Raw genomic sequence first — 25,481 nt, 5'->3', positions numbered from 1 at the left:
TCACCCATGACGACCCGTACCCGCATCCTTACCGGCATCACCACCACCGGCACGCCGCACCTGGGCAACTACGCCGGCGCGATTCGCCCGGCGATCCTTGCCAGCCAGGACGCCAACGCCGACTCCTTCTACTTCCTGGCCGACTACCACGCCCTGATCAAGTGCGATGACCCGCAGCGCATCCAGCGCTCGCGCATGGAAATCGCCGCGACCTGGCTGGCCGGTGGCCTGGATGTGAACCGGGTAACCTTCTACCGCCAGTCCGACATCCCGGAAATCCCCGAGCTGACCTGGCTGCTGACCTGCGTGGCGGCCAAGGGCCTGCTCAACCGTGCGCACGCCTACAAGGCCTCGGTGGACAAGAACCTGGAGAACGGCGAAGACCCGGATGCGGGCATCACCATGGGCCTGTACAGCTACCCGGTGCTGATGGCCGCGGACATCCTTATGTTCAACGCCCACAAGGTGCCGGTCGGTCGTGACCAGATCCAGCACGTGGAAATGGCCCGCGACATCGGCCAGCGTTTCAACCACCTGTTCGGCAACGGTAAAGAATTCTTCACCATGCCCGAGGCGCTGATCGAAGAAAGCGTCGCCACCTTGCCAGGCCTGGATGGCCGCAAGATGTCGAAGAGCTACGACAACACCATCCCGTTGTTCACCAGCGCCAAGGACATGAAGGAGGCGATCTCGCGGATCGTCACCGACTCCCGCGCGCCGGGCGAAGCCAAGGATCCGGACAACTCGCACCTGTTCACCCTGTACCAGGCGTTTGCCACCAAGGCTCAGGAAGAAGAGTTCCGCGGCGAACTGCTGCAAGGCCTGGGCTGGGGCGAGGCGAAGAACCGTCTGTTCCAACTGCTGGACGGCCAACTGGGTGAAGCGCGCGAGCGTTACCACCAGTTGATGTCGCGCCCGTCGGACATGGAAGACCTGCTGCTGATCGGCGCCCGTAAAGCCCGCGCCGTGGCTGCACCGTTCCTGGCCGAGCTGCGTGAAGCGGTGGGCCTGCGTTCGTTCGTCAATCCGGTCGCCGTTGCCGCCACCACCAAGAAAAAAGCTGCGAAAGCTGCACGTTTTGTCAGCTTCCGCGAAGACGACGGCAGCTTCCGCTTCCGTTTGCTGGCGGCCGAAGGCGAGCAACTGCTGCTGTCGCGCAACTTCGCCGACGGCAAAACCGCAGGCGCGGTAACCAAGCAGCTGCAATCGGGCCAGGCACTGGATGTACGCAGCGAGGCCCTGAGCTTCAGCGTATGGCTGGAAGGTGCTGCTGTCGCCGATAGCCCGGCGTTCGCCGACAGTGCCTCGCGGGATGCCGCGATCGAAGCCTTGCGCGTTGCGTTGACCCCAATCGAGGATTGACCCGACCAAGGGTTGATTGCCATTCTTCAGGGCCGTCGTTACAGTGGCGGCCCGTTTTTGTTGCCTTGCTAACGAATTATGACGCCCCTAGAACGATATCAAGCTGATCTGAAACGCCCTGAATTCTTCCATGACGCTGCCCAGGAAACTGCGGTGCGTCATTTGCAGCGCCTGTACGACGATCTGGTCCAGGCCTCGCAGAACAAGCCGGGCATGTTCAGCAAGTTGTTTGGCAAGAAAGACCACACGCCGGTCAAGGGCTTGTACTTCTGGGGTGGCGTTGGCCGGGGCAAGACTTACCTGGTCGATACCTTCTTTGAAGCGCTGCCGTTCAAGGAAAAGGTCCGTACTCACTTCCACCGCTTCATGAAGCGCGTGCATGAAGAGATGAAGACCCTGCCGGGCGAGAAGAACCCGCTCACCATCATCGCCAAGCGTTTCTCGGAAGAAGCCCGGGTGATCTGTTTCGATGAGTTCTTCGTCTCCGACATTACCGACGCGATGATCCTCGGCACCTTGATGGAAGAGCTGTTCAAGAACGGCGTGACCCTGGTCGCCACCTCGAACATCGTGCCTGACGGCCTGTACAAGGACGGCCTGCAACGCGCGCGCTTCCTGCCGGCCATCGCCCTGATCAAGCAGAACACCGACATCGTCAACGTCGACAGCGGCGTCGACTACCGCCTGCGTCACCTTGAGCAAGCCGAACTGTTCCACTTCCCGCTCAATGAAGTGGCCCAGGAAAGCCTGCGCAAGAGCTTCCGTGCCCTGACGCCGGAATGCACCCAGGCGGTGGAAAACGACAAGTTGATCATCGAAAACCGCGAAATCATCGCGCTGCGCACCTGCGACGACGTGGCCTGGTTCGACTTCCGCGAACTGTGCGACGGCCCCCGCAGCCAGAACGACTACATCGAACTGGGCAAGATCTTCCACGCGGTGATCCTGAGCGGCGTCGAGCAGATGAGCGTCACCACCGACGACATCGCGCGGCGCTTTATCAACATGGTCGACGAATTCTACGACCGTAACGTCAAGCTGATCATCTCGGCGGAAGTCGAGCTCAAGGACCTCTATACCGGCGGTCGCTTGAACTTCGAGTTCCAACGGACCTTGAGCCGCTTGCTGGAAATGCAGTCCCACGAGTTCCTGTCGCGGGCGCACAAGCCTTAAGCGATGGGTTCGAAATAAAAAGGCCCGCAGCGATGCGGGCCTTTTTTATGCAAAATTTCCAGGTCAACAGAAATCAACTGTGGGAGCCGGGCTTGCCCGCGATAGCGGTCTGTCAGCTATGCATCTGGTGCCTGACACGCCGCCATCGCAGGCAAGCCAGCTCCCACATTTTTACTGTGTATATCCTTTGGCTACGCGGCCTGCTGGAATTGCTGGCGGTACTGGTTGGGCGACAGCTCGGTGTGCTGCCGGAACAGCCGTGCAAAGAAGCTTGCGTCGTCGTAACCCACTTCATAACTGATGGTCTTGATGCTTTTACGGCTGCCGGACAGCAAGCCCTTGGCCGTCTCGATTCGCAACCGTTGCAGGTAATGCAGCGGCTTGTCGCCGGTGGCGGTCTGGAAGCGGCGCATGAAGTTGCGGATGCTCATGCCGTGTTCCCGGGCCACGTCTTCGAAGCGGAACTTGTCGGCGAAGTGCTCTTCGAGCCAATGCTGGATCTGCAGGATGATCACGTCCTGGTGCAGCTTCTGGCCGCCAAAACCGATGCGCCCGGGCGCATAGCTGCGCTGCACTTCGTAAAGGATGTCGCGGGCCACGGCCTGAGCGATGTTCGCGCCGCAGAAGCGTTCGATCAGGTAGATGTAGAGGTCGCAGGCCGAGGTGGTGCCGCCGGCGCAGTAGAGGTTGTCGGCGTCGGTCAGGTGCTTGTCCTGGTTCAGTTGCACCTTGGGAAAGCGTTCGCTGAAGGCGTTGAAGAAGCGCCAGTAGGTGGTCGCTTCCTTGCCGTCCAGCAGGCCGGCTTCGGCGAGCCAGAACACGCCGGTGGCCTCGCCGCACAGCACGGCGCCACGGGCATGTTGTTCGCGCAGCCAGGGCAGCACTTGTGGATAGCGTTGGCACAGTGAGTCGAAGTCGTCCCAGAAGGCCGGGAGCACGATGATGTCGGCGTTTTCGAGGCCGCCGTCCACCGGCATGATCACATCGCTGAAGCTGCGCACCGGTTGCCCATCGGGGCTGACCAGGCGCGTTTCAAAAGCGGGAGTAAGGCCCTGGCCCAGCTGTTTGCCGTAGCGCAGGCTCGCGAGGTGGAAGAAATCCTTGGCTTGCATGAGGGTTGAAGCGAATACCCGATCAATGGCCAAAATACTGACGCGCCGCAAGGGCGTGGAGATTTGGTTAGGCATAATTTCATTTATTCTTATAGGGGAAAGTGGTCACCAGACGGCTGGATCGTCTTATTTTTTGTCGCATGTGTCCAGTGTCCTGTGACGCCTTCGCGGCTTAGGCTCTGTGATCCCGGTCTTGTCCGACAATTCACGCAGGTGACCCATGATTCCCAGAACCTTGTTCAGCTCGGAGCACGAACTCTTCCGCCAGAGCGTGCGCACCTTCCTCGAAAAAGACGCGGCGCCGTTCCACGGGCAATGGGAAAAGCAGGGCTATATCGACCGTAACCTGTGGAACAAGGCAGGGGAGGCGGGGATGCTCTGCTCGCATTTGCCGGAAGAGTACGGCGGCCTCGGGGCGGACTTTCTCTACAGCGCCGTGGTGATCGAAGAGATCAGCCGCCTGGGACTGACCGGGATTGGTTTCTCCCTGCATTCGGACATCGTCGCGCCGTACATCCTGCATTACGGCAGTGAAGCGCTGAAGCACAAGTACCTGCCCAAGCTGATCTCCGGGGAGATGGTCACGGCCATCGCCATGACCGAACCGGGTGCCGGGTCCGACCTGCAAGGGGTCAAGACCACTGCCGTGCTGGATGGCGATGAGTACGTGATCAACGGCTCCAAGACGTTCATTACCAATGGCTTCCTGGCGGACCTGGTGATCGTTGTCGCCAAGACTGATCCCAAGGCAGGTGCCAAGGGTACGAGCCTGTTCCTGGTGGAAGCCAATACGCCGGGCTTCGACAAGGGCAAGCGCCTGGAGAAGGTCGGCATGAAGGCCCAGGATACGTCGGAGCTGTTCTTCCAGGATGTGCGGGTGCCCAAGGAGAATCTGCTGGGGCAGGCGGGAATGGGCTTTGCCTATCTGATGCAGGAGTTGCCGCAGGAGCGTCTGACGGTGGCGATTGGTGCGCTGTCCTCAGCTGAGGCGGCGTTGCAATGGACGCTGGAGTACACCCGCGACCGCAAGGCGTTCGGCAAGGCGATCATCGACTTCCAGAACACCCGCTTCAAACTGGCGGAGATTGCGACGGAAACCCAGATTGGCCGGGTATTTGTCGACAAGTGCATGGAACTGCACCTCGAAGGCAAGCTTGATGTGCCGACGGCCGCGATGGCCAAGTACTGGGCCACAGACCTGCAATGCAAGGTGCTGGATGAGTGTGTGCAACTGCACGGGGGTTACGGTTTCATGTGGGAATACCCAATTGCACGGGCGTGGGCAGATGCGCGGGTGCAGCGGATTTATGCGGGGACGAATGAGATCATGAAGGAGATTATTGCGCGGGCGCTTTGAATTCTTGGTGTTTTTGAGGGCCTCTTCGCGAGCAAGCCCGCTCCCACATTCGACCGGGTTCCACCTTTGGAATGCAGTCGAATGTGGGAGCGGGCTTGCTCGCGAAGGCGGTCTAGGAATCAATCAAGGCGCAGGATTCGGATGATCCTTCTGGATCGCCTCGATCCCCGCCAGCACCTCATCCGACAGTTTCAGATCGGCACTGGCGATGTTGCTGTCCAACTGCTCCAGAGTCGTGGCGCCAATGATGTTGCTGGTCACGAAGGGTTGCTGGGTCACAAACGCCAATGCCATCTGCGCCGGGTCCAGGCCGTGCTCACGGGCCAGTGCCACGTAACGGCTGCACGCAGCTTCCGACTGCGGGTTGAAGTAGCGGCTGAAACGGCTATAGAGACTCAGGCGACCCTTGGCCGGGCGTGCGCCACCTTCGTATTTGCCGCTGAGCATGCCAAACGCCAGTGGTGAATAAGCCAGCAAGCCACATTGCTCACGGATGGCGATTTCCGCCAGGCCCACTTCAAAGCTGCGGTTGAGCAGGTTGTAAGGGTTTTGGATCGACACGGCGCGGGTCCAGCCACGGGCTTCGGCCAGGGCCAGGAACTTCATGGTGCCCCACGGGGTTTCGTTGGACAGGCCGATGTGGCGGATCTTGCCGGCCTTGACCTGCTCATCCAGCGCTTCAAGGGTTTCTTCCAGCGGCGTCAGGTCTTCTTCGGCCTTGTGCTTGTAGCCCAGCTGTCCGAAAAAGTTGGTGCTGCGCTCGGGCCAGTGCAGCTGGTAGAGGTCGATCCAGTCGGTTTGCAAGCGCTTGAGGCTCGCGTCCAGGGCTTCGGCGATGTGCTTGCGGTTGTGCTTGAGGCTGCCATCGCGGATGTAGTCGATGGTGTTGCCGGGGCCGGCGATCTTGCTGGCGAGGATCCAGTCGGCACGGTCGCCGTGGCTTTTGAAGTAATTACCGATGTAGCGCTCGGTGGTGGCGTAGGTATCTGCCTTGGGCGGTACCGGGTACATTTCCGCGGTGTCGAGGAAGTTGATCCCGGCGGCCTTGGCCCGTTCGATCTGTGCGAAGGCCTCTGCCTCGCTGTTCTGCTCGCCCCAGGTCATGGTGCCCAAGGCTATCGCGCTCACGTTCAGATCGGTTCGGCCCAGCTGTCGATAGTCCATCGGGTACTCCTTCAGGGAAAACAATCATAAAAGCAGGTTGAAATTTTTTTGGCAATCTGCATAATTGCCCACCTCTTTCTGCAGTGGAAGTGATGCGCCGCCTGCCGAAGAATCTTGCCGTTGAACGGACGCGCCGACCCGAGCCCCCGATAGCGTCTGTATCCGGCTGCCTTTGACTTGTCAAAGTACGCACTATTCAGTAAGATCCGCCGTCTAATTTACAGGGCGGCCCCTGAGGCTATTAAAGAATGACAACTTTTACTGCAAAACCAGAAACAGTTCAGCGCGACTGGTTTGTCGTCGACGCCGCTGGTCAGACCCTGGGTCGTCTGGCCACTGAAGTCGCCAGCCGTCTGCGTGGCAAGCACAAGCCTGAGTACACCCCTCACGTTGATACCGGTGACTACATTGTCATCATCAACGCTGAGCAGGTACGTGTTACCGGCAACAAAGCGCAAGACAAAATGTACTACCGTCACTCCGGTTTCCCAGGCGGTATCAAGTCTTCGAACTTCGAAGGCCTGATCTCCAAAAAGCCTGAAGCCCCGATTGAAATCGCGGTCAAAGGTATGCTGCCGAAGGGCCCACTGGGTCGCGACATGTATCGCAAGCTGAAAGTCTATGCGGGCGCTGCTCACCCTCATGCTGCTCAGCAGCCCCAAGAACTGAAGTTTTAACGGAATAGTTCATTATGTCGGCGACTCAAAATTACGGCACTGGCCGTCGCAAAACCGCTACCGCTCGCGTTTTCCTGCGTCCGGGTACTGGTAACATCTCGATCAACAACCGCACTCTGGAAAACTTCTTCGGTCGCGAAACTGCCCGCATGGTAGTTCGTCAGCCGCTGGAATTGACCGAGACCGTTGAAAAGTTCGACATCTACGTCACCGTTATCGGTGGCGGTGTAAGTGGTCAAGCTGGCGCAATCCGCCACGGTATCACTCGCGCTCTGATGCAGTACGACGAAACCCTGCGTGGCGCTCTGCGCAAAGCTGGCTTCGTGACTCGCGATGCTCGTGAAGTTGAACGTAAGAAAGTTGGTCTGCGTAAAGCGCGTAAGCGTCCGCAGTACTCGAAGCGTTAATTCGCTTTTACGTTCCAGAAAACGCCCAGCCTCCTCACGGAGCTGGGCGTTTTTTATTGCCTGCTATTTATGTAAAAAATCTCTGTGACAACTTGCCACATCCGTAGAGCCCCTATACTCAAAGGCTTGGAGCCAGTGCCGGGGGTAATTACCTTGTCAGGCGTGGGGCTTTTCATTACCATTCGGCAAAATTTTTATAAGTTCAGATTTAACACTTAGTAGACGCCTGATTTAACAGGCCACAAAGCTGATGGGAGAGGACTGAATGAGCAATGACGGCGTGAATGCAGGCCGGCGTCGCTTCTTGGTAGCAGCCACATCCGTGGTGGGTGCTGCAGGAGCGGTGGGGGCTGCGGTCCCGTTCGTGGGGTCATGGTTTCCCAGTGCCAAGGCGAAAGCCGCAGGTGCACCGGTGAAGGTGAATATCAGCAAGATCGACCCAGGCCAGCAAATGATTGCTGAATGGCGCGGTCAGCCAGTGTTCATCGTTCGTCGTACCGAGGAAATCCTGGGAAATCTGAAGAAGATCGAGGGCCAGCTGTCCGACCCCGACTCGAAGAATTCCGACCAACCCGCTTACGTCGATAAGGAAATTCGCTCGATCAAGCCGGAGATTCTGCTGCTGATCGGTATCTGCACCCACTTGGGTTGCTCTCCCACCTTCCGCCCGGAAGTAGCGCCTGCGGACCTGGGCAAGGACTGGGTCGGGGGCTATTTCTGCCCGTGCCATGGTTCTCACTACGACCTCGCTGGCCGCGTCTACAAGTCACAACCCGCACCACTGAACCTGCCAGTTCCGCCACATCACTACGAGACTGACAGTGTCATTGTCATTGGCGTCGACGAGGGGGAGAAAGCCTGATGAGCAAGTTCATGGATTGGGTGGATGCGCGCTTCCCCGCGACCAAAATGTGGGAAGACCATCTCAGCAAGTACTACGCACCGAAGAATTTCAACTTCTTCTATTTCTTTGGCTCCCTGGCACTTTTGGTACTGGTCAACCAGATCGTTACCGGTGTCTGGCTGACGATGAGCTACACCCCGTCGGCCGAAGAAGCCTTCGCCTCCGTCGAATACATCATGCGCGACGTCGAGTACGGCTCGATCCTGCGTCTGCTGCACTCCACCGGCGCCTCTGCGTTCTTCATCGTCGTCTACATGCACATGTTCCGTGGTTTGCTCTACGGGTCGTACCAGAAGCCCCGCGAGCTGGTGTGGGTGTTCGGCATGCTGATCTACCTGGCGCTGATGGCCGAGGCCTTCATGGGCTACCTGCTGCCGTGGGGCCAGATGTCCTACTGGGGTGCCCAGGTGATCATCTCGCTGTTTGGTGCGATCCCGGTCATCGGCAACGACCTGACCCAGTGGATTCGTGGTGACTACCTGATTTCCGGGATCACCCTGAACCGCTTCTTCGCCTTGCACGTGGTGGCCTTGCCGATCGTGATTCTCGGCCTGGTGGTGCTGCACATTCTGGCGTTGCACGAAGTGGGTTCGAACAACCCCGACGGCGTGGACATCAAGAAGCACAAGGACGAAAACGGCGTACCGCTGGACGGCATTCCGTTCCACCCGTACTACACCGTGAAAGATATCGTCGGCGTGGTGGTGTTCCTGTTCATCTTCTGCTCGATCGTGTTCTTTTTCCCGGAGATGGGCGGTTATTTCCTCGAGAAACCGAACTTCGAACAGGCGAACGCCTTCAAGACTCCGGAACACATTGCGCCGGTCTGGTACTTCACCCCGTTCTACGCGATCTTGCGGGCGATTCCCGACAAACTCATGGGCGTCATGGCCATGGGCGCGGCGATCGCGGTGCTGTTCGTGCTGCCTTGGCTCGACCGTAGCCCGGTCAAGTCCATGCGCTACAAGGGCTGGCTGAGCAAGATCTGGCTGTGGGTGTTCTGCATCGCGTTCGTGATCCTGGGTGTGCTGGGCGTACTGGCGCCGACCCCGGAGCGTACGTTGCTGTCGCAGGTCTGCACCTTCCTGTACTTCGCCTACTTCATTCTGATGCCGTTCTACACCCGGCTCGAGAAGACCAAACCGGTACCGGAAAGGGTGACTGGCTGATGAAAAAATTATTCGTTGCATTCATTCTTGCGGCCCTGCCGCTGCTGTCTTTCGCCGCTGAACACGGCCCAGAGCTGGAAAAAGTCGACATCGACGTGTCGGACAAGGCCGCAATGCAGGACGGGCTGCGTACGTTCACCAACTACTGCATGGGCTGCCACAGCGCCAAGTTCCAGCGTTACGAGCGAGTGGCCGACGACCTGGGCATCCCCCATGACGTGATGCTCAGCCACTCGGTGTTCACCGGTGCGAAGATCGGCGACCACATGACCATCGGCATGCAGCCGACCGACGCCAAGACCTGGTTCGGGGCTGCGCCGCCCGACCTGACCCTGGTGGCCCGTGTACGGGGCACCGATTGGCTCTACGGCTACCTGAAATCCTTCTATGAAGACCCGTCGCGTCCCTACGGCGTGAACAACAAAGTCTTCCCGAACGTCGGTATGCCGAACGTTCTGGTCGGCCTGCAAGGCCGCCAAGTGGTAGGATGCAAGCAAGTACAAATCGTCGAAGACGGCAAGAAGCAGTATGATCCGCTCACCGGTACGCCTTTGACTCATGAAGCGTGCGATCAGCTGACCATAGTGCCGAAGACCGGCGCGCTGAACGAAGAGCAGTTCGACGAGAAGGTCAAGAATCTGGTGACCTTCCTGGCCTACTCGGCCAACCCAGTGAAGCTGCAGCATCAGCGCATTGGTACCTATGTGTTGCTGTACCTGGCCTTCCTCTTCGTGTTCGCCTATCTGCTGAAACGCGAATACTGGAAGGATGTGCATTGATCCAACCGTAAGTAATTGCTGTTAATCTTGCGCGCCCAGCGGCATCTCTGAAGGTAAGTCTGGTTTATCCAGGCGTCACGGAGATGCTCACTGGGCGCGCTCGTTTTTGAGCTTCCGATAATTTCAACAAGCGAGGAGGACCGCCATGGGCGTGACCAATCGGTTGGCCTGTTACTCCGACCCCGCCGACCACTATTCCCACCGAGTACGCATCGTGCTCGCAGAGAAGGGTGTCAGCGCAGAGATCATTACTGTGGAGGCTGGTCGTCACCCGCCGAAACTGATCGAAGTGAACCCTTACGGCAGCTTGCCCACCCTGGTCGATCGTGACCTGGCGTTGTGGGAGTCAACCGTGGTGATGGAATACTTGGATGAGCGTTATCCCCATCCGCCGTTGTTGCCGGTGTATCCGGTGGCGCGTGCCAACAGCCGCCTGCTGATCCATCGGATCCAGCGTGACTGGTGTGGCCTGGTGGACCTGATTCTGGATTCACGCAGCAAAGAAGCCGCCCGGGTTCAGGCGCGCAAGGAATTGCGCGAGAGTCTGACCGGTGTTTCGCCGTTATTTGCCGACAAACCTTTTTTCCTCAGCGAGGAACAAAGTCTGGTGGATTGCTGCCTATTACCCATACTCTGGCGCTTGCCGATTTTGGGCATTGAATTGCCGCGGCCTGCCAAGCCGCTGCTTGACTACATGGAGCGCCAGTTTGCGCGTGAGGCTTTCCAGGCGAGTCTGTCTGGTGTCGAACGCGATATGCGCTAAGGCTTAAGGAGCCGTTGATGAACTCCAGTCGACCTTACCTGGTCCGCGCGCTCTATGAGTGGATAGTGGACAACGATTGCACCCCGCACATGCTGGTCAATTCCGAGTTTCCCGCGGTTCAGGTACCGCAAGGTTTTGCCAGTGACGGACAAATCGTCCTGAACGTTTCACCCAGTGCCGTGCGACACCTGCACATGGACAATGAGGCGGTCAGCTTCGAAGGGCGTTTCGGCGGTGTGCCGCATACGCTGTTCGTGCCCATCGGCGCCATCCTCGGGATTTACGCCCGGGAAAATGGCCAGGGCATGGTGTTTGATCTGGAGTCGTCCCTTGCGGATGACGAAGCGATCGAGCTCGAAGGCGAAGATGATGTGCCGCCGCCGGATTCCGAGCCACCGCGTCCTACCGGTCGGCCGAGTCTGAAAGTGGTGAAGTAACAAGACGCGGGCCCTCGGGCCAGTGTTGAAAATGCCTCGGCGATGCCGGGGCATTTTTTTGTCTGGGGAAAACCTCGCCGGTTATAGATGAAAGTCATGACAGGACGGTGATCGTACAACCGCCATGGGCTATCATGCGTGCTTCAGATCGCCGAGACAGATGATTCATCATGGAAAACTCCAGCGCCGCCCCTCGTCTTCCCCGCAAGCGCCGCAGCCTTGCCCAGGAATTGGTCACGGTGTTGTCCGAGCAGATCCGCGACGGCCAACTCAAACGTGGCGACAAACTGCCCACTGAGTCGGCGATCATGGACGCCCATGGGGTCAGCCGCACCGTGGTGCGTGAAGCCATCTCGCGATTGCAGGCGGCCGGGCAGGTGGAAACCCGCCATGGCATCGGCACCTTTGTGCTGGATACGCCAAGCCCCAGCGGTTTCCGGATAGACCCGGCCACAGTCGTTACCCTGCGTGATGTACTGGCCATCCTTGAACTGCGGATCAGCCTGGAAGTGGAGTCTGCCGGGCTTGCTGCCCAGCGTCGTAGCGACGAGCAATTGGCCGGCATGCGTGCAGCCCTCGATGCCCTGAACGAAAGTGCGGCCCACGCCGGTGATGCGGTGGCGTCGGACTTCCAGTTCCACCTGCAGATTGCCCTGTCCACCGGCAACCGCTACTTCACCGACATCATGACCCACCTGGGCACCAGCATCATTCCGCGCACGCGGCTGAACTCGGCACGCCTGGCCCATGATGACCAGCAGCACTACATGAGCCGCCTGAGCCGCGAACACGAAGAGATCTATGAGGCGATCGCTCGCCAGGACTCGGATGCGGCACGGGCGGCCATGCGTTTGCACCTGACCAACAGCCGTGAGCGGCTGCGCCATGCCCATGAAGAGGCAGAAGCCCAGCGCGGCTAGTGCCTATTCAAATGTAGGAGCTGTCGAGCTTCAGCGAGGCTGCGATGCCGGCGCTGAGGTCTGGCAGGTTCAGCGAGTCGATCCCATCGCAGCCTCGCCAAGGCTCGACAGCTCCCACAGATCTATGAGGCGATCGCTCGCCAGGACTCGGATGCGGCACGGGCGGCCATGCGGTTGCACCTGACCAACAGCCGTGAACGGCTGCGCCATGCCCATGAAGAGGCGGAAGCGCAGCGCGGCTAGTGCCTATTTAAATGTGGGAGCTGTCGAGCTTCAGCGAGGCTGCGATGCCGGCGCTGAGGTCTGGCAGGTTCAGCGAGTCGATCCCATCGCAGCCTCGCCGGGGCTCGACAGCTCCCACATTTGATTTTTGTTGCCTGGACTATTAGCTGGCCGGTTGGTTGGGCTTGTAGTCCTTGAGCAACAGATACGTGCTCCAACCCCACCAGTCATTGGTCCACTGCTTGTCATTCAGGTTGTTGACGTCCTTGCGCCGCAGCACCTTGTCGCCTTCTGCCTTGAACAGCGGTGAGAAGTTATTCGCCGGGTTTTGCGCGGCGTTCAGGTCCGGCACATACAGCGGCGCCTTGAAGTTGGCCGGGGAGGGCGCCACGCCACTGATAAAGGTTTCGAAGATCTCATCCGCCGATGCCTGTACGGCGCGCTTGACCATGGCTCGGTTGGCCGCGTCGCTGCTGTCGAAATAGCGTTTATCACCGTAGGCGTGCCACTGATCGCCGAAGGCATTGCGCACATTGAGCCCGAACTTGCTGTCTTCATCGTGCATGAAGCGGCTGATCAGCGAGCCCAGTTCACCCGGGGTCACCACCGCCGCCAGTTGCTTGCGCGGTACCCGCAGGTGGCCGGCGGAAAACAGGTCGGTCAAAAAGTGATCAGCAAAGCTGTTCATGGCGTAAGCCAGTTCCAGCGCCTGGTCGGTGCCGGTCTGATGAGCGACGACGGCTTGTTGCAGGGCTGCCGTATGCCCCGCCAGATACGCTGCCAACGCCCATTCGCCGAAGTGGTCGGCATTGTCTGCCGCCAGTTTCAGGTAGCGTCCGAGTGGAATCAGAGCCGACACGGCACTGCCGCCGCCGGTGATGCGGTTCCATTCCTCGGACAAGGTGTCACCCAGTGCGTCATACGCTTCATGGGGTTGCTTGCCATCCTTGATCGCCTGGTTGACCGCGTTGATCTCCTTTTGCATCACTGCGAGGATCTTGCCCGCTTCCTCCCGTGATGCGGGCAATACCGCCAACGAGTTGAACGCATCGGTAAAGCGCTGCACGCGGTCAGCGGGCGATGCGCCCTCGTTGATGGGGCGCCCGGGAATGCCATAGAAATCACCGCCCAGGGCAATGATCTGGCCGTAGCTCAGGGCCAGGCCGTTGGGCAGGTGCAATTCGACCTGCCGCGCGGGAATGGCCGGGGCGTCCTTGACGAAGCGCAACAAGGTATCGTCGCCGATGGCCGTGTGTTCTCCGCCTTCGAAGCGCAGGGTGGGTGGTCTTTTTTCAGGTGTGGCGAGTTCAAGATCTGACATGTTAGCTCCTTGCTATGTCGTAGGAATCTTCCGTAATAACTGTATGTATATACAGCTAGATCGAGCATAGAGGAATAATTTCCTACGTCAAGAACGTCGCGTTGACGCCTCAACCCGTAGGAAGGTCGATGAATTGCAGTTGACGAATATTTTTATAGTTGTACGATGACGTACGACATCAAGATAACCGTCCGTAATCTCTCAACAGAAAGTCTTCGCCCAGGGTGTTCGAATAATGAATCCACAAGAACTGAAGTCCATCCTCTCTCACGGTCTGCTGTCTTTCCCGGTGACCGATTTCAACGCCCAGGGTGATTTCCACCAGGCGGGCTACATCAAGCGTCTGGAGTGGCTGGCCCCTTACGGCGCTACTGCCCTGTTCGCCGCTGGCGGCACCGGTGAGTTTTTCTCCCTGGCGGCCAGCGAATATTCGCAAGTGGTGAAAACTGCCGTCGATACCTGCGCCACCAGCGTGCCGATTCTTGCCGGTGTCGGCGGTGCCACCCGCCAGGCCATCGAGTACGCCCAGGAAGCCGAGCGTCTTGGTGCCAAAGGCCTGCTGCTGCTGCCGCACTACTTGACCGAAGCCAGCCAGGACGGGGTTGCCGCCCACGTTGAAGCGGTGTGCAAGTCGGTCAAGATCGGCGTCGTGGTCTACAACCGCAACGTCTGCCGCCTGACCGCGCCGCTGCTGGAACGCCTGGCCGAGCGCTGCCCGAACCTGATCGGCTACAAGGACGGCCTGGGTGACATTGAATTGATGGTGTCGATCCGCCGTCGTCTCGGTGACCGTTTCAGCTACCTGGGCGGCTTGCCGACTGCAGAGGTTTACGCCGCTGCCTACAAGGCCCTGGGCGTGCCGGTGTACTCCTCGGCGGTGTTCAACTTCATTCCAAAAACCGCGATGGATTTCTACCACGCCATTGCCCGGGAAGATCACGCCACCGTCGGCAAGATCATCGACGACTTCTTCCTGCCATACCTCGACATCCGTAACCGCAAGGCCGGTTATGCCGTGAGCATCGTCAAGGCCGGGGCGAAAATCGTCGGCTATGACGCCGGCCCCGTGCGTACGCCGCTGACCGATCTGCTGCCGGAAGAATACGAAGCCCTGGCCGCGCTGATCGACAAGCAAGGCGCGCAATAACCCATCACCAAGGCCGCTGAGTAATCAGCGGCTTTTTGCGTCAGGAGAGAATTCGTGTCCCAAGCCAAGCGTTTTGAAAACTACATCGGTGGCCAGTGGGTTGCCGGCGCCGACTACTCGGCCAACATCAACCCGTCGGAGTTGTCTGATGTCATTGGCGAATACGCCAAGGCTGACCTCGCCCAAGTCCACGCGGCCATCGACGCTGCGCGCGCTGCATTCCCGGCGTGGTCCACTTCCGGCATCCAGGCGCGCCATGACTCCCTGGATAAAGTCGGCACCGAAATCCTCGCCCGTCGCGAAGAGCTGGGCACCCTGCTGGCCAGGGAAGAGGGCAAGACCCTGCCGGAAGCCATCGGCGAAGTGACCCGCGCCGGTAACATCTTCAAATTTTTCGCCGGTGAATGCCTGCGCCTGTCCGGCGACTACCTGCCGTCGGTGCGTCCGGGCGTCAATGTCGAAGTGACCCGCGAAGCGTTGGGCGTCGTTGGCCTGATCACCCCATGGAACTTCCCGATTGCCATCCCGGCCTGGAAGATCGCACCGGCCCTGGCCTACGGCAACTGCGTGGTGCTCAAGCCGGCTGAGCTGGTTCCGGGCTGCGCCTGGGCCCTGGCCGAAATCATCTCCCGCGCCGGTTTCCCTGCCGGTGTGTTCAACCTGGTAATGGGCAGCGGCCGTGTGGTTGGCGATGCCATGGTCAACAGCCCGAAAGTCGACGGCATTAGCTTCACCGGCTCGGTGGGCGTGGGTCGTCAGATCGCCGTCAGCTGCGTGTCGCGCCAGGCCAAGGTGCAGTTGGAAATGGGCGGCAAGAACCCGCAGATCATTCTCGACGACGCCGACCTCAAGCAAGCGGTCGAGTTGTCGGTACAGAGCGCGTTCTACTCCACCGGCCAGCGTTGCACTGCGTCCAGCCGCTTTATCGTCACCGCCGGAATTCACGACCAGTTCGTCGCGGCCATGGCTGAGCGGATGAAGTCGATCAAGGTCGGCCACGCCCTGAAAACCGGCACCGACATCGGCCCGGTGGTTTCCCAGGCTCAGTTGGACCAGGACCTGAAGTACATCGACATCGGCCAGAGCGAAGGTGCCCGGCTGGTCAGCGGTGGGGAACTGGTGACGTGCGACACCGAAGGCTACTTCCTCGCGCCGACGCTGTTTGCCGACAGCGAAGCCGCAATGCGCATCAGCCGCGAAGAGATCTTCGGCCCGGTGGCCAACGTGGTCCGCGTGGCGGATTACGAGGCGGCGCTGGCGATGGCCAACGACACCGAATTCGGTCTCTCGGCCGGTATCGCTACCACGTCGCTGAAGTATGCCAACCACTTCAAGCGTCATTCCCAGGCCGGGATGGTGATGGTCAATCTGCCGACTGCCGGCGTGGATTACCACGTTCCATTCGGTGGCCGTAAGGGCTCATCCTACGGCTCGCGTGAGCAGGGTCGCTATGCGCAAGAGTTCTACACCGTGGTGAAAACCAGCTACATCGGTTCCTGACGGCAACACCCTGTGGCGGGTCCGTGCCCGCCACAGGCTTACAATTTGTTTACCCGCAAAAAAAATAATTAGTGGGAGTACATCTTCATGCAAGCGACCAAGCCGACCCATGTCCGCTATTTGATCCTGCTCATGCTGTTTCTGGTGACCACGATCAACTATGCCGACCGGGCCACCATCGCCATCGCCGGCTCCAGCCTGCAAAAAGACCTCGGCATCGACGCGGTCACCCTCGGTTATATCTTCTCCGCATTCGGTTGGGCCTACGTGGCCGGGCAAATTCCCGGTGGCTGGCTGCTGGACCGATTCGGTTCGAAAAAAGTCTATGCCCTGAGCATCTTCACTTGGTCACTGTTCACCGTGCTGCAAGGCTATGTCGGTGAATTCGGTGTATCCACGGCCATCGTTGCGCTGTTCATGTTGCGATTCCTGGTGGGCCTGGCTGAAGCGCCATCCTTTCCCGGAAATGCCCGCATCGTGGCGGCGTGGTTTCCTACGGCTGAACGGGGTACGGCCTCGGCCATCTTCAACTCGGCGCAGTACTTCGCCACGGTGTTGTTCGCGCCGCTGATGGGGTGGATCGTCTACACCTTCGGCTGGCAGCACGTATTCGTGGTGATGGGCGGCATCGGCATCGTCTTCTCGCTGATCTGGCTGAAAGTTATCCACAGCCCGCGCCAGCACCCGATGATCAACGAGGCTGAGCTCCAACACATCGCTGCCAACGGGGCCATGGTCGACATGGACCAGGACAAGGGCAAAGGCAAGAAAACCGACGGGCCGAAGTGGGATTACATCCGTCAGTTGCTGACCAACCGCATGATGCTCGGCGTGTACCTGGGCCAGTACTGCATCAATGGCATTACCTATTTCTTCCTGACCTGGTTCCCGGTGTACTTGGTTCAAGAGCGCGGCATGACGATCCTCAAGGCCGGCTTCATCGCGTCCTTGCCGGCGATCTGCGGCTTTATCGGCGGCGTGTTGGGCGGAGTAATTTCCGACTACCTGCTGCGCAAGGGCCATTCGCTGACCTTCGCCCGCAAGGCGCCGATCATTGGTGGCTTGCTGATTTCCAGTAGCATCGTCGCGTGCAACTACGTGGACATCGAATGGATGGTGGTGGGCTTCATGGCCCTGGCCTTCTTCGGTAAAGGCGTTGGCGCACTGGGCTGGGCGGTGGTGTCCGACACTTCGCCGAAACAAATCGCAGGTTTGAGCGGCGGTCTGTTCAACATGTTCGGCAACCTGGCGTCCATCAGCACCCCGATCGTGATCGGCTACATCATCAGCACCACTGGCTCCTTCAAGTGGGCGCTGGTGTTCGTCGGTGCCAACGCGTTGCTGGCGGTGTTCAGCTACCTGGTGATCGTCGGTCCGATCAAACGTGTGGTGCTTAAAGAGCCGCCGGCCAACGGCCCCGAGCTGACTAAACTTTCCCAAGCGCATTCCTGAAGGGGCCCGCGTCATGCAGTTGATTGAACATGCCGATTCGCCACGCTCCATCCGTTTGCACGCGCTGGATAACGTGGTGATTGTGGTCAACGACCAGGGCGTACCGGCGGGGACCGAGTTTCCCGACGGCCTGGTGACGGTGGATTTCATTCCCCAAAGCCACAAGGTGACGCTGGAAGACATCCCCGAAGGCGGCCGGATCATTCGCTACGGCCAGACCATCGGTTATGCGTTGCGCCCGATTCCGCGCGGCAGTTGGGTCCAGGAAGATCAACTGCGCATGCCCACGGCGCCGCCGCTGGACAGCTTGCCGCTGTCCACCGAAGTGCCCGAGGCCCAGGCGCCGCTGGAGGGTTTTACCTTCGAGGGTTATCGCAATGCCGACGGCACCGTCGGCACGCGCAATATCCTCGGCATCACCACCACGGTGCAGTGCGTGACGGGGGTGCTGGACCACGCGGTGAAACGCATCAAGGACGAGTTGCTGCCCAAGTACCCGAACGTCGATGACGTGGTGGCGCTGACCCACAGCTACGGCTGCGGCGTGGCGATTACGGCCACCGACGCGTACATCCCGATCCGCACCGTGCGCAATCTGGCGCGTAACCCGAACCTGGGCGGTGAAGCCCTGGTGATCAGCCTGGGTTGCGAGAAGTTGCAGGCCGGGCAGGTGATGCACGACAACGACAGCTCGGTGGATCTGAGTGAGCCGTGGCTGTATCGGTTGCAGGACTCCAGCCACGGCTTTACCGAAATGATCGAACAGATCATGGCATTGGCCGAAACCCGCCTGAAGAAACTCGACCTGCGTCGTCGGGAAACGGTCCCGGCGTCGGAGTTGATTCTCGGCATGCAGTGCGGTGGCAGTGATGCGTTTTCTGGGATCACCGCCAATCCGGCGTTGGGTTATGCCTCGGATCTGCTGCTGCGGGCGGGCGCGACGGTGATGTTTTCTGAAGTGACGGAAGTGCGGGATGCCATCTACCTGCTGACTTCCCGTGCGGAAAACCAGGATGTAGCCCGGGAGCTGGTGCGGGAAATGGACTGGTACGACCGCTACCTGGCCAAGGGTGAGGCGGACCGCAGCGCCAACACCACGCCGGGGAACAAGAAGGGTGGCTTGTCGAATATTGTCGAGAAGTCGCTGGGGTCGATCGTCAAGTCGGGCAGCAGTGCGATCAATGGCGTGCTCGGCCCGGGGGAGCGGTTCAATCGCAAGGGCCTGATCTTTTGCGCCACGCCGGCCAGTGACTTTGTCTGCGGGACATTGCAGTTGGCGGCGGGGATGAACCTGCATGTGTTTACGACCGGGCGTGGTACGCCCTATGGGCTGGCGATGGCGCCGGTGGTGAAGGTCTCGACCCGGACGGAGCTGGCGCAGCGTTGGCCGGACCTGATTGATATCGACGCCGGGCGGATCGCCACCGGGCGGGCGACGATCGAGGAGTTGGGTTGGGAGTTGTTCCACTTCTACCTGGATGTGGCCAGCGGCAAGAAGCAGACGTGGGCGGAGCAGCACAAGCTGCACAACGACATTACGTTGTTCAATCCGGCACCGATTACTTAAGACCGAGTCGCCTGCTTCGCGAGCAAGCCCGCTCCCACATTTGACTGCATTCCAAAGGTAGAACTCGGTCAAATGTGGGAGCGGGCTTGCTCGCGAAAGCGGTAGTCCAGACGAAGCTGGCCATGCTGGCTTATCATTAGCCACCTACCGACGCCCACCCAAGGTTCTCCCCGGCATGCTGGCTATCTTCCTACAAACCCTGAACATCACCGCGCCGGTGTTTGCCATGCTGTTCCTGGGCGTCCTGCTCAAGCGCATCAACTGGATCAACGACAACTTTATCCACATCGCCTCGGCCCTGGTGTTCAACGTCACCATGCCGGCGTTGCTGTTCCTCGGGATTCTCCATGCCGACCTGCATTCAGCCCTCAAGCCCGGCCTGCTGATCTATTTCGCCGTTGCCACGCTGCTGAGCTTCGCCCTGGCCTGGGGCTGGGCGATCTTCCGATGCCCGCGGGAAGACCGTGGCATTTACGCCCAAGGCGCATTTCGTGGTAACAACGGGGTGATCGGCCTGGCCCTGGCGGCCAGTATGTACGGCGACTATGGGATTTCCCTGGGCGCGGTGCTCGCGGCGCTGGTGATCCTGTTCTACAACACCCTGTCGACCATTGTGCTGGCGGTGTACAGCCCGGTGATCAAGTCCGACCCGTGGAGCATCTTCAAGAGCGTGCTGGCCAACCCGTTGATCATCAGTGTGATCGCGGCGGCGCCCTTTGCGTACTTCCAGATTGGCTTGCCTGGCTGGCTGGAATCCTCCGGGCAGTACCTGGCGGACATGACGTTGCCATTGGCATTGATCTGCATCGGCGGCACGTTGTCGCTGGCGGCACTGCGCAAAAGCGGCGACATGGCACTGAGTGCCAGCCTGATGAAGATGATCTGGCTACCGGTGCTCGCCACCCTTGGCGCGTGGCTGCTGGGGTTCCGTGGGCCGGAGCTGGGGATTCTGTTCCTGTACTTCGGTGCGCCCACAGCAGCGGCCAGTTTTGTCATGGCGCGGGCGGCGGAGGGCAATCATGAGCTGGCGGCCGCGATTATCGTGATCACCACCTTGATGGCGGCGGTGACCACGAATATCGGGATTTTCGTGTTGCAGGCGGGCGGCTGGATCTAGGCGTCTTTCTGGTAGCTGTCGATCACATCCTGAGCGGCGCGGAAGGCGTCAATCGCCGCCGGCACGCCGGCATACACCGCACAATGCAGCAGCGCCTCGCGAATCTCCTCCACGGTGCAACCGTTGTTCAGCGCGCCGCGCACGTGGCCCTTGAGCTCTTGCGGGCACTTGAGGGCGGTCAGCGCGGCGAGTGTGATCAGGCTGCGGGTTTTCAGCGGCAGCCCTTCGCGGTTCCACACGCTGCCCCAGGCATGCTCGTTGACGAAGTCCTGCAGCGGCTGGCTGAACTCGGTGGCATTGCCCAGCGCCCGATCGACAAACACATCACCCATCACCTGGCGGCGCACATCAACGCCGGGCTTTTTCTGTTCGGTCATTGCGAATCCCTCTTGTGTTGGCGGCGCCAGGCTTGCAGCGAGGTGAACAACAGGAAAGCCACCAGCGCTGGCAGGACGTAATACAGCATCAGTTGTTCAAGCTTGTTGGCCAGCGGCATGCCGAAGGTGAACGACACCACATGCAGTCCGTACACCAGGTACAGGCCCAGGAACACCAGGCCTTCGGCCCGAGTGACGCGGTAGCCCGAATAAAACACCGGCAGGCACAGGGCGACCACGCCGAGCATCACCGGCAAGTCGAAATCCAGGGCGTTGGGCGACACTGACAGCGGCGAGGGCGCCACCAGGGCAGTAAAACCCAGCACCCCAAGCAGGTTGAACAGGTTGCTGCCGATCACGTTGCCCACCGCAATTTCCCGCTGGCCGCGCAGGGCGGCGATCAACGAGGTGGCCAGGCAGGGCAGGGAAGTGCCGACGCCAATCAGCGTCAGGCCGATGATACGCTCCGACAGGCCCAGGTCAGAGGCCACATCCACTGCAGCGCCCAGCACCAGATGCCCGGCGAGTACCAGGATCAACAGCCCGCCGATCATCAGCAGCACGCTGCTCAGCCACGGCGCTTGCACCACGGTGTCCCGGGTGCGGGGCCGACGGGAGTGGCGGGTCTGGTAGAGCAACACGCCGAGGTAGGCCACCAGGGCCACCAGCAGTAACAGGCCATCGACCGGCGTGAGTTCTTCATTGGCGGCGAGTACAAACACCAGCAGGCTGGCGAGGATCATCATCGGGATGTCCAGGCGCACCAGCTGCCGCGAAACCCGCAGCGGAATGATCAGGGCCGCCAGGCCAAGGGTCACGAGGGTATTGAAGATACTGCTGCCGATCACACTGCCCACGGCGATGTCGGTGTTGTCCGCCAAGGTGGCTTGCAAGCTGATCGCCATCTGCGGCGCACTGCTGCCAAAAGCGACGATGCTCAGGCCGATGATCAGCGGGCGCACCTTGAGGCTGGCCGCCAGGCGCACGGCGGCGCGCACCAATACTTCGGCACCGAAGATCAACAGCAGCAGGCCGCTGATGAGTTCGATCACGCTAAAGGGCGAGAGGGCGGTTAATGCGGAAATGGCCAGGGCTCCGTCGGTCAGTTGCTGAGGGCTTGCACGCGAACACGCGCGGTGCCGCTGCCTATCATACCCAGCTGTGCGGCGGCTTTGCGCGAAAGGTCGATCAGGCGCCCACGGGTGTGCGGGCCGCGATCGTTGATGCGGACAACGACGCTTCTGTTGTTGTCGAGGTTGGTGACCTTCACTTGCGTGCCGAAGGGCAGGCGACGGTGGGCGGCGGTCAAGGCATTCTGGTTGAATGGTTCACCGCTGGCAGTGCGATTACCGTGGTGTTTGGCGCCGTAGTAAGAGGCGGAGCCGGTTTCGTCGTAGCCGTTGGGGTCGATGAGGCCGCTGGCGCAGCCGGCGAGCAGAGAGAACAGGGCCAACAGGCCGAGTAGACGCTTCATTCAAGGTGTCCCCGAAAGTGATGTGGAAACCGGCTTATGTGGGAGCCGGGCTTGCCCGCGATGCAAGCGCCTCGGTCTTTCAGGTGCACCGAGGTGATGCTATCGCAGGCAAGCCAGCTCCCACACAAGCCGGCTCCCGCAGTGAGGCGACCGCGATCAGCCTTCGAGTTTGCTTTTCAGCAGTTCGTTGACCTGTTGCGGGTTGGCCTTGCCTTTGGAGGCTTTCATCGCCTGGCCGACAAAGAAGCCGAACATCTTGCCGCGCTTGGCTTCATCCGCTGCACGGTACTGTTCAACCTGCTCCGAGTTGGCGGCCAGCATCTCGTCGAGCACGGCCGAAATCGCGCCGCTGTCGGTGACTTGCTTCAGGCCACGCTTCTCGATGATCTCGTCAGCATTGCCTTCGCCTGCGGCCATGGCTTCAAACACGGTCTTGGCGATTTTGCCGGAGATGGTGTTGTCCTTGATCCGCAGCAACATGCCGCCCAGTTGCTCGGCCGATACCGGTGCTTCGTCGATTTCCAGGCCCTGTTTGTTCAACAGGCTGCCCAGCTCAACCATTACCCAGTTGGCCGCCAGTTTGGCGTCGCCGGCGATGCTCACGACTTTTTCGAAGTAGTTGGCTTGCTCGCGGCTCGACGCCAGCACGCTTGCGTCGTACACCGAAAGACCGAACTGCTCTTGGAAACGCTCGCGTTTTTGCGGCGGCAGTTCCGGCAGGGTGGCGCGTACGTCAGCCAGGAACGAGTCCTCGATGACGACCGGCAACAGGTCCGGATCGGGGAAGTAACGGTAGTCGTTGGCTTCCTCCTTGCTGCGCATGGCGCGGGTTTCGTCTTTGTTCGGGTCGTACAGGCGGGTCTGCTGGATCACCTTGCCGCCGTCTTCGATCAGTTCGATCTGGCGACGCACTTCGGTGTTGATCGCCTTCTCGATGAAGCGGAACGAGTTGACGTTCTTGATCTCGCAGCGGGTGCCGTACTCGACCTGGCCTTTTGGCCGTACCGACACGTTGCAGTCGCAACGCAGCGAGCCTTCGGCCATGTTGCCGTCGCAGATGCCGAGGTAGCGCACCAGCGCGTGGATCGTCTTGACGTAGGCCACGGCTTCCTTGGCGCTGCGCATGTCCGGCTCGGAAACGATTTCCAGCAGCGGGGTGCCGGCACGGTTCAGGTCGATGCCGGTGGCGCCGTTGAATTCTTCATGCAGGCTCTTGCCGGCATCTTCTTCCAGGTGCGCACGGGTCACGCCGACACGTTTGATGGTGCCGTCTTCCAGCGGGATGTCCAGGTAGCCCTTGCCAACGATCGGCAATTCCATCTGGCTGATCTGGTAGCCCTTGGGCAGGTCCGGGTAGAAGTAGTTCTTGCGGGCAAACACGTTGTGCTGGCCGATCTCGGCATCGATGGCGAGGCCGAACATCACCGCCATGCGCACCGCTTCCTGGTTCAGCACCGGCAGCACGCCGGGCATGCCCAGGTCTACCAGGCTGGCCTGGGTGTTGGGCTCGGAGCCGAACGTGGTGGCGCTACCGGAGAAAATCTTCGATTGAGTGGCGAGCTGGGTATGAATCTCCAGCCCGATCACGACTTCCCATTGCATAGTGTTCTCCTCAGAAGCCGGTAGGGGTGCGAGTGTGCCAGTCAGTGTTCAACTGGTACTGGTGCGCCACATTGAGCAGGCGGCCTTCCTGGAAATACGGGGCGAGCAGTTGCACGCCCACCGGCAAGCCGTCGACAAAGCCTGCAGGCATGGACAAGCCCGGCAGACCGGCGAGGTTGGCGGTGATGGTGTACAGGTCTTCCAGGTACTCGGCGATCGGGTCGCCGGTCTTGGCGCCGATCTTCCAGGCCGGGTTCGGCGTGGTTGGGCCGAGGATCACGTCGACTTCATTAAAGGCTGCCATGAAGTCGTTCTTGATCAGGCGACGGATCTTTTGCGCCTTGAGGTAGTACGCGTCGTAGTAGCCGGCCGACAGGGCGTAGGCACCGACCATGATCCGGCGTTGTACTTCCGCGCCGAAACCTTCGCCACGGGAGCGCTTATAAAGGTCGGTGAGGTCTTTCGGGTTTTCGCAGCGGTAGCCGAAACGCACGCCATCGAACCGCGACAGGTTGGAGGACGCTTCTGCCGGGGCGATCACGTAGTAGGCAGGAATCGCGTGCTGGTTGTTCGGCAGGCTGATTTCCTTGATCACGGCACCAAGCTTTTCCAGCGCCTTGATGCTGTTGTGCACCAGTTCGGCGATACGCGGGTCGAGGCCGGCGCTGAAATACTCTTTCGGCACGCCGATGCGCAGGCCTTTGATCGAGGTGTTCAGGCTGGCGCTGTAGTCCGGCACGGGTTCATCGATGCTGGTGGAGTCCTGCGTATCGAAGCCTGCCATGCCTTGTAACAAAATTGCGCAGTCTTCAGCGGTGCGAGCCAGAGGGCCGCCCTGGTCGAGACTGGAAGCGTAGGCAATCATGCCCCAGCGGGAAACGCGACCGTAGGTCGGTTTCAAACCGGTGAGGTTGGTGAACGCGGCCGGTTGGCGGATCGAACCGCCGGTGTCGGTGGCCGTGGCGGCAGGTAACAGACGAGCGGCAACTGCTGCAGCCGAACCACCGGACGAACCGCCTGGTACGTGCTCAAGGTTCCACGGGTTTTTCACCGCGCCGTAGTGGCTCGACTCGTTGGCCGAGCCCATGGCGAATTCGTCCATGTTGGTCTTGCCCAGGGTCACAGCCCCGGCAGCAGCCAGCTTGGCGACCACGGTGGCATCGTACGGCGCCTTGAAGTTGTCGAGCATCTTCGAGCCGCAGCTGGTGCGAATGCCCTGGGTGCAGAACAGGTCTTTGTGGGCGATCGGCGCACCTAACAGGGCGCCGTTCTCACCGTTGGCGCGACGTACGTCGGCAGCCTTGGCCTGGCTCAGGGCCAGCTCTTCGGTGATGCTGATGAAGCTGTTGACCTTGGGGTTCAGCTCGGCGATACGCGCCAGCAAGGTCTTGGTCAGCTCTTCGGAAGAAAACTTTTTGTCGGCGAGACCGCGGGCGATCTCGGCCAGAGTCAATTGATGCATTGCAGGCTCTTTCCCT

At 60.2% G+C, this 25,481-nt stretch carries 25 protein-coding genes; 17 read left to right on the top strand and 8 right to left on the bottom strand.

Going from position 1 to position 25,481, the window contains the following annotated elements; translation table 11 throughout:
- The first annotated feature begins 6 nt into the window (after window positions 1-6).
- The gene (locus JFU58_RS07135) at window positions 7-1,362 is read left to right on the top strand and encodes a tryptophan--tRNA ligase (RefSeq protein ID WP_177026179.1); all 1,356 of its coding nucleotides are present in this window, start codon (window positions 7-9) and stop codon (window positions 1,360-1,362) included.
- Between the two features lie 78 nt (window positions 1,363-1,440).
- Complete coding sequence (zapE, locus tag JFU58_RS07130) at window positions 1,441-2,535, top strand: cell division protein ZapE (protein WP_026078003.1); 1,095 nt, start codon at window positions 1,441-1,443, stop codon at window positions 2,533-2,535.
- 191 nt (window positions 2,536-2,726) lie between these two features.
- On the opposite strand, the gene JFU58_RS07125 is transcribed toward zapE, so the two are convergent.
- On the bottom strand, window positions 2,727-3,647 hold the full coding sequence (locus JFU58_RS07125; RefSeq protein WP_201140174.1) for a GlxA family transcriptional regulator: 921 nt from the start codon (window positions 3,645-3,647) through the stop codon (window positions 2,727-2,729).
- A gap of 220 nt (window positions 3,648-3,867) precedes the next feature.
- Between JFU58_RS07125 and JFU58_RS07120 the strand changes: the two genes are divergently transcribed.
- Window positions 3,868-5,004: an acyl-CoA dehydrogenase family protein gene (locus JFU58_RS07120; protein WP_003216028.1), complete on the top strand. Its 1,137-nt coding sequence runs from the start codon at window positions 3,868-3,870 to the stop codon at window positions 5,002-5,004.
- Window positions 5,005-5,127: 123 nt separating this feature from the next.
- Here JFU58_RS07120 and JFU58_RS07115 read toward each other — a convergent pair whose 3' ends face one another.
- Complete coding sequence (locus JFU58_RS07115; protein WP_201140139.1) at window positions 5,128-6,168, bottom strand: NADP(H)-dependent aldo-keto reductase; 1,041 nt, start codon at window positions 6,166-6,168, stop codon at window positions 5,128-5,130.
- 248 nt (window positions 6,169-6,416) lie between these two features.
- On the opposite strand from JFU58_RS07115, the gene rplM reads away from it, so the two are divergent.
- From rplM to JFU58_RS07070, 9 genes are all read left to right on the top strand, one after another.
- Window positions 6,417-6,845 (top strand): 50S ribosomal protein L13, encoded by a 429-nt coding sequence (rplM, locus tag JFU58_RS07110; protein ID WP_003216032.1) that lies wholly within the window; start codon window positions 6,417-6,419, stop codon window positions 6,843-6,845.
- Between the two features lie 14 nt (window positions 6,846-6,859).
- Window positions 6,860-7,252 carry a 30S ribosomal protein S9 gene (rpsI, locus tag JFU58_RS07105; protein WP_003216038.1) on the top strand — a complete coding sequence of 131 codons (393 nt, stop codon included), beginning with the start codon at window positions 6,860-6,862 and terminating at the stop codon, window positions 7,250-7,252.
- A 265-nt stretch (window positions 7,253-7,517) separates the two neighbouring features.
- The gene (gene petA / locus JFU58_RS07100; RefSeq protein ID WP_017477750.1) at window positions 7,518-8,114 is read left to right on the top strand and encodes a ubiquinol-cytochrome c reductase iron-sulfur subunit; all 597 of its coding nucleotides are present in this window, start codon (window positions 7,518-7,520) and stop codon (window positions 8,112-8,114) included.
- Window positions 8,114-9,325: a cytochrome b gene (locus JFU58_RS07095; protein WP_017477749.1), complete on the top strand. Its 1,212-nt coding sequence runs from the start codon at window positions 8,114-8,116 to the stop codon at window positions 9,323-9,325. The genes petA and JFU58_RS07095 overlap by 1 nt, the downstream gene beginning before the upstream one ends.
- On the top strand, window positions 9,325-10,104 hold the full coding sequence (locus JFU58_RS07090) for a cytochrome c1 (RefSeq protein WP_063027120.1): 780 nt from the start codon (window positions 9,325-9,327) through the stop codon (window positions 10,102-10,104). Before JFU58_RS07095 ends, JFU58_RS07090 begins: the two co-directional genes overlap by 1 nt.
- A 145-nt stretch (window positions 10,105-10,249) precedes the next feature.
- Window positions 10,250-10,867 carry a glutathione S-transferase N-terminal domain-containing protein gene (locus JFU58_RS07085; protein WP_010170749.1) on the top strand — a complete coding sequence of 206 codons (618 nt, stop codon included), beginning with the start codon at window positions 10,250-10,252 and terminating at the stop codon, window positions 10,865-10,867.
- Window positions 10,868-10,884: 17 nt separating this feature from the next.
- A complete protein-coding gene (locus JFU58_RS07080; protein ID WP_063027122.1) occupies window positions 10,885-11,304 on the top strand; it encodes a ClpXP protease specificity-enhancing factor in 420 nt (139 codons plus the stop codon).
- A 170-nt stretch (window positions 11,305-11,474) separates the two neighbouring features.
- Entirely contained in the window at window positions 11,475-12,224 is a 750-nt protein-coding gene (locus JFU58_RS07075; protein ID WP_008437251.1) for a FadR/GntR family transcriptional regulator, read from the top strand.
- 60 nt (window positions 12,225-12,284) lie between these two features.
- Window positions 12,285-12,467, top strand: a complete 183-nt coding sequence (locus tag JFU58_RS07070) for an FCD domain-containing protein (RefSeq protein WP_373568924.1) — start codon at window positions 12,285-12,287, stop codon at window positions 12,465-12,467.
- Between the two features lie 142 nt (window positions 12,468-12,609).
- Here the strand turns inward: JFU58_RS07070 and JFU58_RS07065 are convergent, their stop codons facing one another.
- Entirely contained in the window at window positions 12,610-13,767 is a 1,158-nt protein-coding gene (locus JFU58_RS07065; protein ID WP_063027124.1) for a hypothetical protein, read from the bottom strand.
- 235 nt (window positions 13,768-14,002) lie between these two features.
- On the opposite strand from JFU58_RS07065, the gene kdgD reads away from it, so the two are divergent.
- The 5 genes from kdgD (at window position 14,003) to JFU58_RS07040 (ending at window position 20,550) form a co-directional block, all read left to right on the top strand.
- Entirely contained in the window at window positions 14,003-14,914 is a 912-nt protein-coding gene (gene kdgD, locus JFU58_RS07060; RefSeq protein WP_003216058.1) for a 5-dehydro-4-deoxyglucarate dehydratase, read from the top strand.
- Between the two features lie 54 nt (window positions 14,915-14,968).
- Window positions 14,969-16,414, top strand: coding sequence for an aldehyde dehydrogenase family protein (locus JFU58_RS07055; RefSeq protein ID WP_003216060.1), 1,446 nt, complete (start codon window positions 14,969-14,971; stop codon window positions 16,412-16,414).
- An 87-nt stretch (window positions 16,415-16,501) separates the two neighbouring features.
- A complete protein-coding gene (locus tag JFU58_RS07050) occupies window positions 16,502-17,866 on the top strand; it encodes an MFS transporter (RefSeq protein WP_201140136.1) in 1,365 nt (454 codons plus the stop codon).
- Between the two features lie 13 nt (window positions 17,867-17,879).
- Window positions 17,880-19,433 (top strand): galactarate dehydratase, encoded by a 1,554-nt coding sequence (gene garD / locus JFU58_RS07045; RefSeq protein WP_167662904.1) that lies wholly within the window; start codon window positions 17,880-17,882, stop codon window positions 19,431-19,433.
- A 175-nt stretch (window positions 19,434-19,608) separates the two neighbouring features.
- The gene (locus JFU58_RS07040; RefSeq protein ID WP_063027130.1) at window positions 19,609-20,550 is read left to right on the top strand and encodes an AEC family transporter; all 942 of its coding nucleotides are present in this window, start codon (window positions 19,609-19,611) and stop codon (window positions 20,548-20,550) included.
- Here JFU58_RS07040 and JFU58_RS07035 read toward each other — a convergent pair.
- The 5 genes from JFU58_RS07035 to gatA form a co-directional block, all read right to left on the bottom strand.
- Window positions 20,547-20,927 (bottom strand): carboxymuconolactone decarboxylase family protein, encoded by a 381-nt coding sequence (locus JFU58_RS07035; protein ID WP_201140134.1) that lies wholly within the window; start codon window positions 20,925-20,927, stop codon window positions 20,547-20,549. The two genes, JFU58_RS07040 and JFU58_RS07035, sit on opposite strands and share 4 nt — an antisense overlap.
- Window positions 20,924-21,979, bottom strand: coding sequence for a calcium/sodium antiporter (locus JFU58_RS07030; protein WP_177026175.1), 1,056 nt, complete (start codon window positions 21,977-21,979; stop codon window positions 20,924-20,926). The genes JFU58_RS07035 and JFU58_RS07030 overlap by 4 nt, the downstream gene beginning before the upstream one ends.
- A 50-nt stretch (window positions 21,980-22,029) precedes the next feature.
- Window positions 22,030-22,401 (bottom strand): septal ring lytic transglycosylase RlpA family protein, encoded by a 372-nt coding sequence (locus JFU58_RS07025; protein WP_063027134.1) that lies wholly within the window; start codon window positions 22,399-22,401, stop codon window positions 22,030-22,032.
- Between the two features lie 156 nt (window positions 22,402-22,557).
- Complete coding sequence (gene gatB, locus JFU58_RS07020; RefSeq protein ID WP_177026174.1) at window positions 22,558-24,003, bottom strand: Asp-tRNA(Asn)/Glu-tRNA(Gln) amidotransferase subunit GatB; 1,446 nt, start codon at window positions 24,001-24,003, stop codon at window positions 22,558-22,560.
- Between the two features lie 10 nt (window positions 24,004-24,013).
- The gene (gene gatA, locus JFU58_RS07015) at window positions 24,014-25,465 is read right to left on the bottom strand and encodes an Asp-tRNA(Asn)/Glu-tRNA(Gln) amidotransferase subunit GatA (RefSeq protein ID WP_017477740.1); all 1,452 of its coding nucleotides are present in this window, start codon (window positions 25,463-25,465) and stop codon (window positions 24,014-24,016) included.
- Window positions 25,466-25,481: the final 16 nt, after the last annotated feature.

Origin of the sequence: Pseudomonas sp. TH34 (assembly GCF_016650865.1) — a bacterium.
Taxonomy (GTDB): Bacteria; Pseudomonadota; Gammaproteobacteria; order Pseudomonadales; family Pseudomonadaceae; genus Aquipseudomonas; species Aquipseudomonas yamanorum.
Note: the sequence above shows the minus strand (reverse complement) of the source record. Positions and strands in the feature narration are given on the sequence as shown.

Coding starts and splice junctions, on each gene's coding strand:
- JFU58_RS07115 (WP_201140139.1), bottom strand. CDS start 6,168: ATGGACTATCGACAGCTGGGCCGAACCGATCTGAACGTGAGCGCGATA.
- JFU58_RS07090 (WP_063027120.1), top strand. CDS start 9,325: ATGAAAAAATTATTCGTTGCATTCATTCTTGCGGCCCTGCCGCTGCTG.
- garD (WP_167662904.1), top strand. CDS start 17,880: ATGCAGTTGATTGAACATGCCGATTCGCCACGCTCCATCCGTTTGCAC.
- zapE (WP_026078003.1), top strand. CDS start 1,441: ATGACGCCCCTAGAACGATATCAAGCTGATCTGAAACGCCCTGAATTC.
- JFU58_RS07065 (WP_063027124.1), bottom strand. CDS start 13,767: ATGTCAGATCTTGAACTCGCCACACCTGAAAAAAGACCACCCACCCTG.
- JFU58_RS07125 (WP_201140174.1), bottom strand. CDS start 3,647: ATGCAAGCCAAGGATTTCTTCCACCTCGCGAGCCTGCGCTACGGCAAA.
- JFU58_RS07050 (WP_201140136.1), top strand. CDS start 16,502: ATGCAAGCGACCAAGCCGACCCATGTCCGCTATTTGATCCTGCTCATG.
- JFU58_RS07040 (WP_063027130.1), top strand. CDS start 19,609: ATGCTGGCTATCTTCCTACAAACCCTGAACATCACCGCGCCGGTGTTT.
- kdgD (WP_003216058.1), top strand. CDS start 14,003: ATGAATCCACAAGAACTGAAGTCCATCCTCTCTCACGGTCTGCTGTCT.
- JFU58_RS07025 (WP_063027134.1), bottom strand. CDS start 22,401: ATGAAGCGTCTACTCGGCCTGTTGGCCCTGTTCTCTCTGCTCGCCGGC.
- gatB (WP_177026174.1), bottom strand. CDS start 24,003: ATGCAATGGGAAGTCGTGATCGGGCTGGAGATTCATACCCAGCTCGCC.
- JFU58_RS07080 (WP_063027122.1), top strand. CDS start 10,885: ATGAACTCCAGTCGACCTTACCTGGTCCGCGCGCTCTATGAGTGGATA.
- JFU58_RS07095 (WP_017477749.1), top strand. CDS start 8,114: ATGAGCAAGTTCATGGATTGGGTGGATGCGCGCTTCCCCGCGACCAAA.
- rpsI (WP_003216038.1), top strand. CDS start 6,860: ATGTCGGCGACTCAAAATTACGGCACTGGCCGTCGCAAAACCGCTACC.
- JFU58_RS07035 (WP_201140134.1), bottom strand. CDS start 20,927: ATGACCGAACAGAAAAAGCCCGGCGTTGATGTGCGCCGCCAGGTGATG.
- JFU58_RS07120 (WP_003216028.1), top strand. CDS start 3,868: ATGATTCCCAGAACCTTGTTCAGCTCGGAGCACGAACTCTTCCGCCAG.
- rplM (WP_003216032.1), top strand. CDS start 6,417: ATGACAACTTTTACTGCAAAACCAGAAACAGTTCAGCGCGACTGGTTT.
- petA (WP_017477750.1), top strand. CDS start 7,518: ATGAGCAATGACGGCGTGAATGCAGGCCGGCGTCGCTTCTTGGTAGCA.
- JFU58_RS07135 (WP_177026179.1), top strand. CDS start 7: ATGACGACCCGTACCCGCATCCTTACCGGCATCACCACCACCGGCACG.
- JFU58_RS07075 (WP_008437251.1), top strand. CDS start 11,475: ATGGAAAACTCCAGCGCCGCCCCTCGTCTTCCCCGCAAGCGCCGCAGC.
- gatA (WP_017477740.1), bottom strand. CDS start 25,465: ATGCATCAATTGACTCTGGCCGAGATCGCCCGCGGTCTCGCCGACAAA.
- JFU58_RS07085 (WP_010170749.1), top strand. CDS start 10,250: ATGGGCGTGACCAATCGGTTGGCCTGTTACTCCGACCCCGCCGACCAC.